The sequence below is a fragment of the Isoptericola sp. NPDC019693 genome, from assembly GCF_044389085.1.
In the GTDB taxonomy this organism is placed as follows: domain Bacteria; phylum Actinomycetota; class Actinomycetes; order Actinomycetales; family Cellulomonadaceae; genus Isoptericola.
Genome location: NZ_JBIRXP010000008.1, coordinates 66,601 through 81,665, shown reverse-complemented (window position 1 = coordinate 81,665; position 15,065 = coordinate 66,601). Strand labels below are relative to the sequence as shown.

At 73.8% G+C, this 15,065-nt stretch carries 10 protein-coding genes; 4 read left to right on the top strand and 6 right to left on the bottom strand.

Annotation, left to right across the window (positions count from 1 at the left end; translation table 11 throughout):
- Position 1 precedes the first annotated feature (1 nt).
- Positions 2–991, bottom strand: a complete 990-nt coding sequence (locus tag ACH436_RS19740; RefSeq protein WP_430561905.1) for an ABC transporter permease — start codon at positions 989–991, stop codon at positions 2–4.
- Positions 992–1,024: 33 nt separating this feature from the next.
- Positions 1,025–2,716, bottom strand: coding sequence for an ABC transporter substrate-binding protein (locus tag ACH436_RS19735; RefSeq protein WP_430561904.1), 1,692 nt, complete (start codon positions 2,714–2,716; stop codon positions 1,025–1,027).
- Positions 2,717–2,846: 130 nt separating this feature from the next.
- Here ACH436_RS19735 and ACH436_RS19730 point away from each other — a divergent pair, with 130 nt between their 5' ends.
- Together ACH436_RS19730 and ACH436_RS19725 are read left to right on the top strand one after the other, a co-directional pair.
- A complete protein-coding gene (locus ACH436_RS19730) occupies positions 2,847–4,121 on the top strand; it encodes an ROK family protein (RefSeq protein WP_430561903.1) in 1,275 nt (424 codons plus the stop codon).
- Positions 4,118–6,250, top strand: coding sequence for an alpha-galactosidase (locus tag ACH436_RS19725; RefSeq protein ID WP_430561902.1), 2,133 nt, complete (start codon positions 4,118–4,120; stop codon positions 6,248–6,250). The genes ACH436_RS19730 and ACH436_RS19725 overlap by 4 nt, the downstream gene beginning before the upstream one ends.
- On the opposite strand, the gene ACH436_RS19720 is transcribed toward ACH436_RS19725, so the two are convergent.
- Entirely contained in the window at positions 6,237–7,262 is a 1,026-nt protein-coding gene (locus tag ACH436_RS19720) for a LacI family DNA-binding transcriptional regulator (RefSeq protein ID WP_430561901.1), read from the bottom strand. The genes ACH436_RS19725 and ACH436_RS19720 overlap by 14 nt on opposite strands.
- 106 nt (positions 7,263–7,368) lie before the next feature.
- Here ACH436_RS19720 and glgB point away from each other — a divergent pair, with 106 nt between their 5' ends.
- Positions 7,369–9,585, top strand: a complete 2,217-nt coding sequence (glgB, locus tag ACH436_RS19715) for a 1,4-alpha-glucan branching protein GlgB (RefSeq protein WP_430561900.1) — start codon at positions 7,369–7,371, stop codon at positions 9,583–9,585.
- Positions 9,586–9,667: 82 nt separating this feature from the next.
- On the opposite strand, the gene ACH436_RS19710 is transcribed toward glgB, so the two are convergent.
- From ACH436_RS19710 to ACH436_RS19700, 3 genes are read right to left on the bottom strand one after another with little or no spacing between them, the layout of a single operon-like run.
- Positions 9,668–10,621 carry a tetratricopeptide repeat protein gene (locus tag ACH436_RS19710; RefSeq protein WP_430561899.1) on the bottom strand — a complete coding sequence of 318 codons (954 nt, stop codon included), beginning with the start codon at positions 10,619–10,621 and terminating at the stop codon, positions 9,668–9,670.
- Between the two features lie 35 nt (positions 10,622–10,656).
- Entirely contained in the window at positions 10,657–11,670 is a 1,014-nt protein-coding gene (locus ACH436_RS19705) for a hypothetical protein (RefSeq protein ID WP_430561898.1), read from the bottom strand.
- On the bottom strand, positions 11,667–13,067 hold the full coding sequence (locus ACH436_RS19700; protein WP_430561897.1) for a hypothetical protein: 1,401 nt from the start codon (positions 13,065–13,067) through the stop codon (positions 11,667–11,669). The genes ACH436_RS19705 and ACH436_RS19700 overlap by 4 nt, the downstream gene beginning before the upstream one ends.
- Positions 13,068–13,374: 307 nt before the next feature.
- On the opposite strand from ACH436_RS19700, the gene ACH436_RS19695 reads away from it, so the two are divergent.
- Positions 13,375–14,931 (top strand): hypothetical protein, encoded by a 1,557-nt coding sequence (locus ACH436_RS19695; RefSeq protein ID WP_430561896.1) that lies wholly within the window; start codon positions 13,375–13,377, stop codon positions 14,929–14,931.
- Positions 14,932–15,065 lie beyond the last annotated feature (134 nt).

Genomic DNA, 15,065 nt, shown 5'->3' with positions numbered 1-15,065 from the left:
GTCAGGACCGCGCGCGGGTGCGCGGGTCGATGAGGCCGTACAGGAGGTCGACCACGAGGTTCGCTCCGAGGACGGCGAGGGTGATGAACAGGAACATGCCTTGCATGAGCGCGTAGTCGTTGTTCGTGACCGCGGTGAGCAGCCGGCTGCCGATGCCCGGGTACGAGAACACGTACTCGGTAATGACCGACCCGGACACGACGAACCCGAGGGAGATCGCGAAGCCCGCGATGGACGGCAGGACGGCGTTGCGCGACGCGTAGGAGCGCAGGATCTTGCGCGGGGCGAGCCCCTTCGCCTCGGCCGTCAGGACGTAGTCCTCCGACAGGGTCGAGACCATCATGTTGCGCATGCCCAGCAGCCAACCGCCGATGGAGGCGAGCACGATCGTGAGGGCCGGCAGCGTGCCGTACTCGATCGCCGAGGCGAGGAACTCGCCGTTCCAACCGGGCGTCAGCGCGACGTCGTACCCACCCTGCATGGGGAGCCACTGCAGGACGCGTCCGAGGAAGTACGCGAGGATCAGCGCGAGCCAGAAGTACGGGACGGCCGCCAGGAGCGTGGTGGCGGGGACGAGCGAGTCGAGCCACGTTCCCGGCTTCCACCCGACGAGTGCGCCGAGGAGCACCCCGAGCAGCGCGGCCATCACGGTCGCGAGCCCGACGAGCACCACCGTCCACGGCAGGGACTGGAAGATGACGTCCGAGACCTTGGCGGGGTAGAAGCTCACCGAGACACCCAGGTCGCCCTGGGCGAGGTTCTTCAGGTAGTCGACGTACTGGACCCACAAGGGGTCGGAGTCGTCGCCCCCGAGGAGGAGCGCGTAGGCCTGCCGGGTCTCCTCGGTCGGAGTGCCACCGCGCTGCTGCAGCTTCGCCAGCAGGATGTCGACAGGGTTGCCCGGCAGCATGCGCGGGATCGCGAAGTTCAGCGTCAGCGCGGCCCACAGGGCCACCGCGTAGAAGCCCAGCTTGCGCCAGATGTAACTCACAGGTCCTCCTTCGGGGGCGACGGCTCGGGCCGGTCAGCCCTGGGGCGCGATCTTCTTGAAGATCTCGGCGGCGTCGAACGCGGACCAGACGGCCGGGAAGGCGTACAGGTCGTCCTCCGACGGCCAGCCCGTGAACTCGGCCGTGTTCCAGATGCTCGTCGTGCCACCCGTCAGGACCGGGATGTACGGCATGTCGCGGACGATCTCGCCCTGGATCGTGTCGAAGTGCGGCTGGCGCGCCGCCGCGTCGTCGAGCGGGAGCTTGGCGAGCTCCTCGAGGGCCTTGTCGACCTTCGGGTTGTCGTAGCGGGAGAAGTTGTTCCCCGCCGACTCGCCGACCTTCGCGCCCGACTTGGAGTCGAAGAAGTAGTTGTAGAGGTAGTACGGGTCGGGGGCCGGTCCCTGCCACAGCGAGTCGATCGCGAGCTGGAAGTTGCCCTGGCCCTTGCGCTCGGTCCACTCGTTCCACGAGGACTGCGCGCCCTTGACCTCGATGCCCGCGGCCTCCGCCTGGGAGGTGATCGCGTCGATCGCGGTGATGTAGTCGGTCCACCCGGTGACCACCTCGACGGTGAGCGACAGGCGCTCGCCGTCCTTCGCGTAGATGCCGTCCGAGCCCTTGGCCCAGCCGGCCTCCTCGAGGATCTCCCCGGCCTTCGCCGGGTCCGCCGTCATGGGGACCTGCTTCTCCTCGACGGACGCGGAGACGAACGAGTCCTGGCTGGGGGTCAGCGCGAAGGTCGGCGACATCTCGGACGCCGTCTCCATGAACGCGAGCTTGTTGAGCTGCGTGCGGTCGATCGCGTAGTAGAGCGCGTGACGCACGGCGGGGTCGGTCTGCGGGCCTTCGCAGCCCAGCTCCGCGCTGGAGCAGGTGGCCAGCACCATCTGGTTCTGGTTCTGGGTGAAGTGGTCGTAGTCGGGGAAGTTCTTGTTGGTGTTCTGGATGTCCGGGATGGGGCTGGTCTGCCAGTCGATGGTGCCCGCCGCGATGCCGTCGGCGCCGGCCTGGTTGCCCGCGAGCGCGACGAAGCGCACGTTCTTCACCTGGGGCTCGCCGCCCCAGTAGTCAGGGTTCGCCGTCATGGTGAAGGCCTGCGGCTTGAACTCGCTGAGCACGTAGGCCCCCGTGCCCACCGGCTCCTCGATGACGTCCTCGGTGGGGTTGATGTCCTTCCACAGGTGCTCGGGGACGATCGCGCCCTGGAGGACGTCCGGGCCCTTGACGAACGCCGGGCTGTCGAAGGTGAACCTGACCGTCAGGTCGTCCACCGCCTCGGCGGTGCCGTCGAAGCCGCCGTTGTTGATGGCGGGGTTCTCCTTGAGCATCGTGAACGTGAAGGCGACGTCCTCGGCCGTGAACGGTTCGCCGTCGCTCCAGGTGACGCCCTCCCGCAGCGAGACGGTGAGCTCCGTGCCGTCGTCGTTCCACGAGAACTCGGTGCCGAGGAGCGGGACCGGGTCACCGACCTTGGCCTTGTTGAAGAAGAAGAGCGACTCGTAGGTGGTGCCGAGTCCGCCGACGCGCGACGGCGAGAACGGGTTGAAGTTGATCTGGTACTCCCCCGCCCCCGTGAAGGCGACGAGCGTGCTGTCCGCGCTCGCTCCCGAGCCACCCGAGCTGCCGTCCGAGCCGCCCCCGGAGCACGCCGCGAGGGCGAGACCGAGGGCCGCGACACCGGCGAGCACCGCGCCGCGACGGCGGATTCCTGTCCTGAGGAACATCTGCGGTCCTTTCTCGTGCCGGCACCAGTGCCGGCTCCAGCGGCGCCGTCGTCGGCGCTCGATGGGTATTCTTGCCATGGTTAACTTAAGCGGTCAAGTGCTGTAGGTCACTCACGCAAGGAGGCGGTACATGCTGCTGGACGGCGCCACCCAGGTCGTCTCGTCACGCCGTCTGCTCGATCTGGTACGCACCCGCGGGACGATCAGCCGGGTGGAGCTGGCCCGGCTCTCGGGGCTCACCTCCCCGACCGTCACGCACGTCGTCCGGGGTCTGCTGGACCTCGGGCTCGTGCACGAGACGGGGGTCCAGCGGCGCGGCAGGGGGCAGCCGCGCCGCCTGCTGAGAGTCACGGCGGACGCCGGGTACGCCGTGGGCATCCAGGTCGACCTGACGTCCACGACGGCGGTCGTGGTGGACTTCGCCGGAACGACGATCGCGACGACCGGGCTGCGCGGCTCCGGACGTCGCTCGCCCGAGGAGACCGTCCGGGCGCTCGTCGACCACGTGGGCGACCTGCTCGCCAGCGCCGGGGTGCCGCGTGACCGCGTCCTCGGCGTCGGTCTCGTGACCCACGGCCCGCAGGACCGCGAACGCGGCATGCTCCTCACCGCGCAGCCCACCCCCGCGTGGGAGCGGTATCCGCTGACGGCGCGCCTGGCCGCGGGGCTCGGGATGCCCGTGGTGCTGGAGAACGACGCCACCGCAGCGGCCGTGGGCGAGCTGTGGACGCGCGACCTGGACACCGAGACCTTCGGCCTGGTCTACATGGCCTCGGGAATCGGTGGGGCGGTCGTCGTGGACGGCACCGCCTACCGCGGGCGCGCCTCGAACGCGGTCGAGATCGGGCACGTCTCCCTCCCGGACGCGCGGTCGCCCTGTGTCTGCGGCAACGACGGGTGCACGCAGGCGGAGGCGGGCCCGGCGGCCGTCGTCGCCCGGGCCCTGGCTCGCGGCGACGTCGCCGCGCGCTGGGGCGTGCGGGGTGCCGTGGAGGACACGCTCGCCGACTTCGAGCGGGTGGCCCGCGCCGCGCTGCGCGGCGACGCGGACGCGGTCCGCCTGCTCACCGGTTCGGCAGCCCGCGTCGGCCAGGCGGCCACGGTGCTCGTCAACCTCTTCGACGTGGACACCGTGCTGCTGGCCGGCCCGGCGTTCGCGACGGCCGGCCCGTTGTACCGCGAGATCGTCGGTGCGGCGCTGTCCGAGCACGCGCTCAGCCGTACCCTCAGCCCGCCTCGGGTCGCGCTGTCCGGCCAGGTCACCACGGCTGCCGCCGTCGGTGGCGCACTGACCGTGCTGCGCGGCGCACCCGACCCTGCCGCGCCGTCGGGCCGCTCCGGCCCGCGGCCCACCGCTGCCCCCGACTCCGCCCCCGACCTCCCTGCAACGATCGGAGCCCTGTGACCACCGCCCTCACCGTCCTGCACCGCGACGGGACCGCCCTCGCCCTCCACCTGCCCCCGCGCGGCCTCCCGGCGGTCGTGCACTGGGGTGCGGACCTCGGGCCGCTCAGCGGTGCCGACGCCGACGCGGTCCTGCGGGCGACCAGCCGCCAGACTCCCCCCGGCACCCTCGACGCCGCCTGGCGCCTCCCGCTGCTCCCGCAGGAGTCCGACGGCTGGTCGGGCCGTCCCGGGCTCCTCGTCACGCGAGCCGGCGTCCCCGTCTACCCCCGGTGGGAGACCGCCGTGGAGCGGCCGGACGACGCGACCGCCGTGATCACCGCCGTCGACGAGGCGTGCGGCCTCACCCTGCGCACCCGCGTGGAGGTGGGCGCCGGTGGCCTCGTCCTGCTCGACCACCAGCTGGTCAACGACGGCGTCGACCCGCTCGAGGTCGCCTGGCTCGAGGCGACCCTGCCCGTACCGAAGACCGCGGACCACCTCACCACGTTCGGCGGCCGGTGGACGCGCGAGAAGTCGCCGCTGACGACGCCGATGCCGAGGGGGACCACGGTGCGCGAGTCGCGCCGGGGTCGCGGCGGTCACGACACCCCGTGGGTCACGCTCGCCAGCGAGGGCGCTCCGCGTGGCGGGGAGGGGCAGGTGTGGGCCACCCACCTGGGCTGGAGCGCCGACGTCCGGCACCGCGTCGACCGGGTGACCGAGCACGTCTCCCTGCTCGGCACGGGGGAGCTCCTCCGCCCCGGCGAGGTCGTCCTCGTACCCGGTGCGTCCTACCGCGCGCCGACCGCCTACTTCGCCTGGTCGGACCGCGGGCTCGACGGGGTGTCCGCGCGCTTTCACGCCTGGCTCCGGGCCCGCCCCGGGCACCCGCAGACGCCTCGGCCCCTGGTGCTCAACACCTGGGAGGCGGTGTACTTCGACCACGACCCGGGGCGCCTGTCCGCGCTCGCCCGGCGGGCGGCGGAGGTCGGCGTCGAACGCTTCGTCCTCGACGACGGCTGGTTCCCCGCCCGCCGGGACGACACCAGGGGTCTTGGCGACTGGGTGGTCGACCGCGACGTGTGGCCGGACGGCCTCGAACCGCTCGCCGAGCTGGTGCACGGGCTGGGGATGCAGCTCGGCCTGTGGTTCGAGCCGGAGATGGTCAACCTCGACTCGGACCTGGCGCGCGAGCACCCCGAGTGGCTCCTCGCCCACCCCGCGTCCGTGCCCTCCCCCGACGGGCTGTCGTTCCGCACCCAGTACGTGCTCGACCTGGCGAACCCTGCTGCGTGGGAGCACGTCCGGGGGCAGATGTCCGCCCTCGTCGGTGACCTCGGCATCGACTTCATCAAGTGGGACCACAACCGCGACCTGGTCGAGCCCGTCCACGACGGCGCACCCGGCACGCACGCGCAGACGCTCGCCGCCTACCGGCTCATGGACCGGCTCCGGGAGGACCACCCCGCCCTGGAGATCGAGTCGTGCTCCTCCGGCGGCGCCCGCGCGGACCTCGGCGTCCTCGCCCGCACCGACCGGGTCTGGGCCTCCGACTCCAACGACCCGGTGGAGCGGCAGGACATCCAGCGTTGGACCGAGCTGGTCCTGCCCCCCGAGCTGATCGGCGCACACGTCGGCCCGTCGCCCGCGCACTCCTCCGGGCGTGCCACCGACCTGTCCTACCGGATCGCCACGTCCCTGCAGGGATCGGCCGGCTTCGAGTGGGACATCCTGGGTTGCACCCCGGAGGAGACGGCCCGCATCACCGCGTTCGCCGCGCTCTACAAGGAGCTGCGCGGGCTCCTGCACTCGGGCACCGTCCGGCACCCCGACACGAGCGACCCCGCGCTCCGGGTGCGCACCGTCGTCGCCCAGGACGGGTCGGAGGCCGTCGTCACCGTCGCGACGGTCGCGTCCCCCGAAGAGGCCCTCTCCGAGCGGTTGCGGATCGACGGGCTCGATCCGGAGGGCCGGTACACGGTGCGGCTGCGGGACGAGATCGGGACGTCACGCTGGGGCTGGGTCACACCCGGCTGGCTCGGCGACGGCCCCGTCGTCCTGCCCGGCCGGGTCCTGCGCGAGGTCGGCCTGCAGCTGCCGACGTTGTGGCCGGTCCAGGCACTGGTGCTGCACCTCACCCGGGAGTGACGGGCGGCGGGCCGGTGCTGCCCCGCACCGTCAGCGTCGGGGTCGAGTCGCGGTACGCTCGCGCCTCGGCCCCGGCCATGCGCTCGAACAGCCGCCGGGCCACGTGCGCCCCGTAGCTCGTCACGTCGTGGCTGAGCGCCGTGAGCTGGGGGTACGCCGCCCGACAGAGCGGCGAGTCGTCCCAGGCCACCAGAGAGACGTCCTCGGGCACCCGGGCGCCGACCTCGTGCGCGGCGCCGAGGCCTGCGAACGCCATGACGTCGTTGTCGTAGACGATCGCCGTCACGGGGTCACCGACGTCCAGGAGCGACCGGGTGGCGGCGGCGCCGGAGTCCGGCGAGAAGTCGGCCCGTGCCACGCGCGCGACCACGCCCTCGCTCGCCGCCTCGTCCTCGAACGCCTGGTCGCGGATGGTCGTGTGCCCGAAGCCCTCCGTCCCGGACACCCGCCCGATCCTGCGGTGCCCCAGCCCGGCGAGGTAGCGCACGCACTCGCGCAGGGCCGTGGCGTCGTCCGTGTAGACGGCGGGCAGGTTCCCCGCGAACTCGGGATCACCCACGACGACGGCCGGGAGCGCGTCACGCTCCGACAACGCCGTGAGCCGCGGGTCGTCCTTGCGGGGATCGACCACGATCACGCCGTCCACGCGGCGGGCGGCGCGCCAGCGCCGGTGCGCCTGGATCTCGGCGTCCGTGTCGGGCACCACCTGCAGCAGCAGGCCGTACGAGCGCTCGGTGAGGGTCTGCTCGATACCGGCGATGAACTGCATGTAGAACGACTCGAAACCCAGCGTCTCCGGGGCCCGGGCGAGCACGAGCCCGATGGTCTCGACCCGCGCGCCGGACAGCGCCCTGGCCGCCTGGCTCGGCACCCACCCGAGCTCCGCCGCGACGGCGAGGATGCGTGCCCGGGTCTCGTCGGAGACGCCCGGCCGGTCGTTGAGGGCGTAGGACACCGCACCCGTGGACACACCGGCCCGCCGGGCGATGTCCGCAATCGTGATGCGAGCCATCCGCTCCCCTTCCCGACCAGGATGGTATGCCTCGCCCGGCGGACGCGGGCCACACCGGGCCGCGCGTCGGAACGCGTCCGGGATTCGTCCGTGGAATCGTGGGCGCATGACGCCCTCACCGCCCCCCGTCGACCCCGAGGTGCTCACCGCCCTGGCCCAGGGCACGCTGCACGACCCGCACGCGGTGCTCGGGCCGCACCTGCTGGACGACGACGCGTCCTCGCGCGGACGGGCCTGGGCGGTGGTGCGCGCGCTGCGGCCGCTGGCCGACGAGGTGACGGTGGTGACGGCGGACGCCGAGCACCCGGCGCGGCACGTCGCGGCGGGCGTGTGGGAGGCGGTCGTCCCGGCGGGCGTCGACGACGGGGGCGGCCGGCACGCGCCGGACTACCGGGTCCGCACGCGGTACGACGACGACGTGCAGACGGTCGACGAGCCCTACCGCTTCCTGCCGACCCTGGGCGAGATGGACCTGCACCTGATCTCCGAGGGCCGGCACGAGGAGCTGTGGCGGGTGCTCGGCGCCAACCCGCACCGCTTCCCGAGCGCCCTCGGAGACGTCGAGGGCACGGCCTTCGCCGTGTGGGCGCCCAACGCCCGCGGGGTGCGGCTCGTGGGCGACCACAACCGCTGGACCACCGTGCATCCCCTGCGGTCCCTGGGCGCGAGCGGCGTCTGGGAGCTCTTCGTCCCCGGCGTGGGCGCGGGCACCCGGTACAAGTTCGAGGTGCTGGGTGCGGACCGCGTGTGGCGGGCGAAGGCGGACCCGCTCGCCAAGGGCACCGAGGTCCCGCCCGCGACCGCGTCCGTCGTCGTCGACTCCGCCTACGCGTGGGGCGACGGCGCGTGGCTGGGGCGCCGCGCGGCCTCCGACCCGCACGCCGGCCCCATGAGCGTCTACGAGGTGCACCTCGGGTCGTGGCGACCGGGGCTCGGCTACCGGGAGCTGGCCGAGGAGCTCACGGCGTACGTGGTGGAGCAGGGCTTCACCCACGTCGAGCTGCTGCCGGTGGCGGAGCACCCGTTCGGCGGGTCGTGGGGCTACCAGGTGACCGGCTACTACGCGCCGACGGCGCGGTTCGGGCACCCCGACGACTTCCGGTACCTGGTGGACCGCCTGCACCAGGCGGGCGTCGGCGTCATCCTCGACTGGGTGCCCGGCCACTTCCCCCGCGACGAGTTCGCCCTGGCCAGGTTCGACGGCGGGCCGCTGTACGAGCACCCGGACCCCCGCCGCGGGGAGCAGCCCGACTGGGGCACGTACGTCTTCGACTTCGGCCGCCGCGAGGTGCGCAACTTCCTCGTGGCCAACGCGACGTACTGGTTCGAGGAGTTCCACGCCGACGGGCTGCGCGTCGACGCCGTCGCCTCGATGCTCTACCTCGACTACTCGCGCAGGCCCGGCGAGTGGGAGCCCAACGTGCGCGGCGGGCGCGAGAACCTCGAGGCCATCGCCTTCCTGCAGGAGGCGAACGCCACGGCCTACCGCCGCTCCCCCGGCGTCATGATGATCGCCGAGGAGTCCACCGCGTTCCCCGGGGTCACCCGACCCACCGACGCGGGCGGGCTCGGCTTCGGGCTGAAGTGGAACATGGGCTGGATGAACGACGGCCTGCGGTACGTGGCCCACGACCCGATGTACCGGCGCTACCATCATCACGAGCTGACGTTCTCGCTGGTCTACGCCTTCTCCGAGCAGTACGTGCTGCCGATCAGCCACGACGAGGTGGTGCACGGCAAGGGCTCGCTGCTGCGCCGCATGCCGGGCGACCGGTGGAAGCAGCTCGCGGGGGTGCGCGCGTTCCTCGCGTACCAGTGGACGCACCCCGGCAAGCAGCTGCTGTTCATGGGCCAGGAGTTCGCGCAGGACGCCGAGTGGGACGAGGGCTCCGGGCTCGACTGGTGGCAGCTCGAGGCCCCCGGCCACGCCGGCGTGCAGCGCCTGGTGCGCGACCTCAACGCCCTGTACCGGTCGACGCCCGCGCTCTGGGAGCGGGACTTCGACGCCGCCGGCTTCGAGTGGCTCGACGCCGACGACGCCGACCACGACACGCTCTCGTGGGTGCGCCGGTCCGCCAACGGCACCCCCGTCGTCGTCGTCGTGAACTTCGCGGGCGTGCCGCACGAGGGCTACCGCCTGGCGCTGCCCGACGGCGGGGTCTGGGACGAGGCGCTCAACACCGACGCCGAGGTCTACGGCGGCTCCGGCGTCGGCAACCTCGGCCGGGTGCACGCCCAGGACGTCCCCTGGAAGGGCCGCCGCCACTCCGTCACGCTGCGGGTGCCCCCGCTGGGCGCCCTCGTGCTGCGCCCGGCCGGCTGACCGACGAACGAAACGTGCGTGCCGAGTCTTTCCTCAAACGGGTCGTCTGAGGAAAACTCGGCACGCACGTTCTCGTCCGAGGTCAGTACAGGCTGATCGCCAGCCGCTGACGGGCCTTGACGACGCGCGGGTCGGTGGGTCCGACGATCTCGAAGTACTCGACGAGCCGCACGCGGAGCGTCTCCTTCGCGTCGGCGTCGGCGCCGGGCAGCAGCTCGAGCAGGCGCGCGAACGCGTCCTCGACCTTGCCGCCCAGCATGTCCATGTCCGCCACGCCCAGCTGCGCCTCGACGTCCTGCGGGGCCTCGGCCGCCGCGGTCCGCGCCGCCTGCAGGTCGACGCCACGGGTGCGCTGCAGCAGCCGCACCTGCGCCAGCCCGGCCACGGCGAGGGCATCCTTCGGGTCCTGCTTGATCGCCTTCTCGTAGGCGGCGACGGCGGTGTCGAGGTCGTCCCGCTCGATCGCGTCGTACGCCTCCTGGTGCAGCGGCGGCAGCGGCTCCTCGGCGGGCTCCTGGTCGACGGCGTCGCCCGGCTCCTCGCCCTCGCCGCCCTGGGCGGGGGCGCGCCCGGTGACGCCGTTCTGCTCGGCCGCGGCCAGCACCTGGTCCAGCACGCCGCGCACCTGCTCCTCGGGTGCCGCGCCCTGGAACAGCGGCAGCGGCTGGCCCTGGAGCACCGCGACGACGGTCGGCACGCCCTGCACCTGGAAGGCGGCGGCCACCTGCGGGTACGCCTGCGCGTCGAGGCGGCCGAGCAGGAACCGGCCGGCGTACTCCTCGGCGAGCCGGCCCAGCAGCTCGCCGAGGTCGGCGTTGGCCTTGTCGGTGGGGATCCACAGCAGCATGACCACCGGGTACGTGGTCGAGTCCTGCACCACCTGCTGGAAGTTCGCGTCCGTGACGTCCAGCACGTAGCCACCCGCCGACGGCGCGCCGCCGGGTTCTCCCGGAGGCGGCGACTGGGGCCGGTTCAGCGCCGACAGGTCGACGGCGCCACGCGTGCTGAAGCTCGGGTCGGGCGTGGGGTTGGTCATGGGCGACATCCTACGAGCGGAGCGACGGCGCGACGTCAGTTGGAGGCGGCCGTCGCCACGTGCGAGTAGCCGAGCGGGCGGATCTTCCCGTCGGCGTCCTTCGCCGGGACGTACAGCGCCACCATGTCCGTGTACTCGGTGGTGAGCTTGTTGGTCTGGTCGGCGTCGCCGAGCAGCGCCTTCTGCGTCTCGGACAGGGCGGGCACCTTGGCCTCGTCCTCCGCCTCGACCGTCGTCCTGCCGTCGAGGACGCCCATGACGAGCGCCCCGCCGTCGGCCGTGCGCACCGCGCGGACCTCGTCCTTGCGCGCCGTGTACTTCTGCGAGTACTTGGTCCCGGACTCCTCGAAGCCGGGGACCTCCTTCCACGCCGCGGCGTCGGCCGCGACCGCGGCGACCAGGTCGCCGTCCGGCAGCTCGAAGCCCTTGGCGAAGGACGACTTCTTGGCACCGAGGGTGACCAGGTCGGCGTACTGCGCCAGGGCGTCCGCGGGCGTCGCCGCGAGCGAGTCGTCGTCGGCGGTCACGGCCTCGGAACCGATGCCGGGGTCGGCGAAGGCGGGCATGCTCTGGCCGGGGATCAGCTGGGTCCAGGCCCACATCTTGTAGTCCGCGCGGGCCGACGCCTGCTCGAACGCGACGAGGCGCGGGGTCTCGAGGTCCTCCGTGCTGGTCGTGATGGAGAAGCTCGTGCGGGGCCAGCCCTCGGTGGTGGGGATGATCATCTGCTGGGACTCGCTCGGGATGTCCGTGACGAACTCCGCGTTGTCGCGCTTCTTCGCGACGGCGAGCTGGCTCTTGCGGACCTCGTAGGCCGGGCCGGTGACCCGCGCCTTGAGCGCGGAGCTCTTGAGCTCCTTGTCGGCCTTCGCGACGGTGTCGGCGACCGCGGTGAACACCTGGGTGTCCTGCTCCTCGGTCAGCACCGGCCCGCTGAAGGCCTCTCCGGCCTGGGGCTGGGGCAGCTCGTCGGCGCAGCCGGCGAGCAGCGTCGACGACACGACGAGGACGCTCGCCACGGCCAGGCCGCGGGTGGTACGGCGGTTCATCGGTTCTCCCCGTCGTTCTCGGTCGTCGGGTCGGCGGCCTGCCCCGTGCGGGAGGCGTCGCCGAAGCCCCAGGTGGCCCGCCAGGCGGCGGCCCGCCCCGCGGGCGTGGTCGTGTCGGGTCGGGTGCCCTGCTCGGACGCCGCGTCGGTCTGCGCCGGGCGCACCGCGGGGATCGACCCGGTGATGGCGCGCAGCATGCGCGTCATCCCGCCCTGCTCCGCGGCCCGCCGGGCCTCCTCCTGGGCGCGCAGCTCGCGCCGGGTCATGCGCAGCGCACCGGTGGCGGTGGGCGGCTCGGCCGGCACGGGCTCGTGCACGTCCGGCTCCGCCGGTGCCGGCACGGGCATGCTGCCGAACGGCGCACCCGCCGCGGCGTCGACCATGGCCGGCGCGCCGTCGGGTGCGGGACCGGGTGCGGCGTCGGCCGCAGGCGCCGCCGACATGTCGGCGGCCTCCTCGCGGTGGCGGCGGCGCGAGCGGCGCAGCAGGCGGCCGGCGAGGGGCACCTCGGCGGTGCCGGCGGACTCGTCGCGGGCGGGGTCGCCGTCGGGCGCCTCTCCGTCCTCGGAGGGCGAGGCGCTCTCCCCCGCCGCCGGGGCCTCGTGCCCGTCGGCGGCGGGCGTGGCCCAGGGGGCCGCGCCGTCGCTCGTCCCGGGACGCACCGGGGCGAAGGGGGCGCCGAGGCCCCCTGCCGACGGGCCGTCGTCGTGCAGGTCGGTGCCGGCGTCGTCCTGCCGCTCCTGCTCGGCGAGATCGGCCTGTCGCGCCCGGGCGCGCCTGCCCCCGAGCACCAGCAGCAGGGCGCCACCGATCACCAGCGCGGCACCCACCCCGACACCCGGCCACAGGTACGGCGTCGTGACGGCGCGCGGCCAGCTCAGCTCCAGCGTCGGCGCCTGGGCGCCCTCGCCGACACCCGCGGCGAGCAGCGTCCAGCGGCCGGGGCGGTCGCTCCAGCGCAGCGTGACGCTGTTCTCGTCGGAGGCCTCGGCCACCCACATGTCCGACCCGGCCGGGTCGGGCCCGGCCTCGGGCGCCTCGCTGGTCTCGGCCTCGGGGTCGGCCGGCTCGCCCGCCGTGACGGAGAGGCTCTCCCAGTCGGCCAGACCGGTGACGCGGGAGTACGGGTCGTTGCCGACCCACCCCGCGACGTCGACGTCACGACCCACGGCGAGGGTGACCTTCTGGCCCTCGGGGACGGACGCGCTGACGGTCACGTCGCTGCCGACGAGCCCGAGGACACCGGGGTCGGTGACGACGAGCGTGCCGTCACCGGTCGGCGTGGCCGTGGCGACCACCGTGTCGGTGTCGCGCCAGACCGTGGCCGAGGCGACACCGAGCGCGGCGGCGACGAGTCCGACCAGGACCAGCACACCGCCCAGAATGCGTTGCAGCACCGAGCTTTCCCTTCGACGTGGACAGTCCAGCATAGGGACGGCCGGGTGGGCTCCGTCCACGTGACGGCCCTGGCAGGGTGCGGTTCACGAACCCTTCACGACTCGCGTACGTCCGTCGCTCCCGGGCTCCTGCGGCTCGTCACGACCCGTGGAACACTGCCGGGGCGACGCCGTCGCGTTGCCCCGACCCGGCGTGGGACGATGTCCGACTCGTCCCGCCAGGGCCAGAATGTCCCGAGTATCGGCGCCCTGCCCCCGCCACTATCCTGGCGACGCCGGGGCACCCACCATGTACGGAGGTCTGCACGTGTCCGACGAGCGCACGCTCTTCCCGATCACCATGCGCGGTTACGACCGCGCGCAGGTGGACGGTCACATCGCCCGACTCGAGCAGGCGCTCGAGGAGGCGCGCCGGAACGTCGAGAGCACCGACGCACGCGCCATGCAGATCTCCTCGGAGCTCGCGCTCGCGCAGCGCCAGCTGCGGGAGAACGAGAAGCCGTCCTACGCCGGCCTGGGCTCGCGCGTCGAGCGGCTCCTGCGGTCCGCGGAGGAGCAGTCCACCGAGGTGCTCACCCAGGCGAACCAGCAGGCCGCGGACATCATGGCGCGGGCCAAGCTGTCCGCCGGCCAGGTGCGCGCCCGCGCGGAGTCCGAGGCCTCGGAGCTCCTGGGCAGCGCCCGCCGGGAGGCCGAGGAGATCCGGTCCACCACGGCTGCCGAGGCGGAGGGCACGCTGCTCGCCGCCCAGCGCCGCGCCGAGGAGCTCGTCGGGTCCGCCGAGCGCGAGGCCGCCCTCATCACCAGCACGCTGTCCGCGGAGGAGAGCGAGCGGCGCGCGACGCTCGAGCGCGAGATCGGCGTCCAGCGCTCCACCGCGGAGCGCGAGACGACGGAGCTGCGCGTCTCCGCCGAGCGCGACACCGCGCAGCAGCGGGCGCAGGCCGCCGCCGAGGCCGCGGCCCTGCGCGAAGAGGCCGACCGCGAGTCGACCGACCTCCTCGAGCGCACCCGCCGCGAGGCCGCCCGCATCATCGCCGAGGCGAAGCACCAGGCCGCCGAGGCGTCGGACGCCGTGACGAGCGAGCTGGAGCAGCTGCGCGAGCAGGCCCGGGCCGCCCTGGCCGACGCCGAGCTGGAGATCGCGCAGCGCCGCGAGCAGGTGGAGCACGAGGCCGCCGCACGGCACGAGACGGCGCGACAGGAGACCGACCTCCTCGTCCGCGCCGCGGAGGAGCACGCGGCGGAGGCCGAGCAGCGGGTCGCCCTCGCCCTGCAGCAGGCGGAGAAGGTCCGCGCGGAGTCCGACGCCTACGTCAAGGCTCTCGTCGCGGACGCCCGCCGCACCGCGGACGGGATCGTGGCCGAAGCGCGCGAGTTCACCGAGCAGATGGTCAACGACGCACGCGTCGAGGCGGAGAACCACCGCTCCACCGCCACCCGACAGCTCGAGGACCTCACCCGCCGGCACGACTCGATCAACTCCTACCTCGAGGAGCTGCGCGGGCTGCTCGGCGCGGAGAAGTCGGCCCCCGCGACGCCGGCCGGCGCCGGCCAGCCCGTCGCCGTCGTGCAGGCGGCCGTCCCCGCTCCCCCCGCCCCCCAGGCCGAGACCGTCGACGCGCCGGCCACGGACGCAGACGTCGAGGCCGCAGAGGCCGCCGACGCCGAGCCGGAGCCGGCCGACGAGCAGCCGGCCGCGGACGCCGCCTCGGAGCCGGAGCAGTCCGACCACGGCGAGGCCGAGGACGAGGTCGAGGCGGCCGACGCCGCCGGCGAGGCTGATGACACGGCTGACGACGCGGCCGGTGACGACGCCGACGACGAGGCCGAGAAGGGCTCGCGGGCCCCGTCCAAGGCCTGAGCCACGCGTCGTGACGCCGCGGGGCCCCCCCCCCGGGGGGGGGGGGCCGGGGGGGGGGGCGGGGGGGGGGGGGGGCCCGGGGGGGGGGGGCCGGGGGGGGGGGGGGGGCCCGCCCGGGGGGGCGGGGGCCCCCC

Bases quoted from the DNA above. Each gene is read 5' to 3' on its own strand.
- ACH436_RS19730 (WP_430561903.1), top strand. From the start codon at position 2,847: ATGCTGCTGGACGGCGCCACCCAGGTCGTCTCGTCACGCCGTCTGCTC.
- ACH436_RS19735 (WP_430561904.1), bottom strand. From the start codon at position 2,716: ATGTTCCTCAGGACAGGAATCCGCCGTCGCGGCGCGGTGCTCGCCGGT.
- ACH436_RS19720 (WP_430561901.1), bottom strand. From the start codon at position 7,262: ATGGCTCGCATCACGATTGCGGACATCGCCCGGCGGGCCGGTGTGTCC.
- glgB (WP_430561900.1), top strand. From the start codon at position 7,369: ATGACGCCCTCACCGCCCCCCGTCGACCCCGAGGTGCTCACCGCCCTG.
- ACH436_RS19705 (WP_430561898.1), bottom strand. From the start codon at position 11,670: ATGAACCGCCGTACCACCCGCGGCCTGGCCGTGGCGAGCGTCCTCGTC.
- ACH436_RS19710 (WP_430561899.1), bottom strand. From the start codon at position 10,621: ATGACCAACCCCACGCCCGACCCGAGCTTCAGCACGCGTGGCGCCGTC.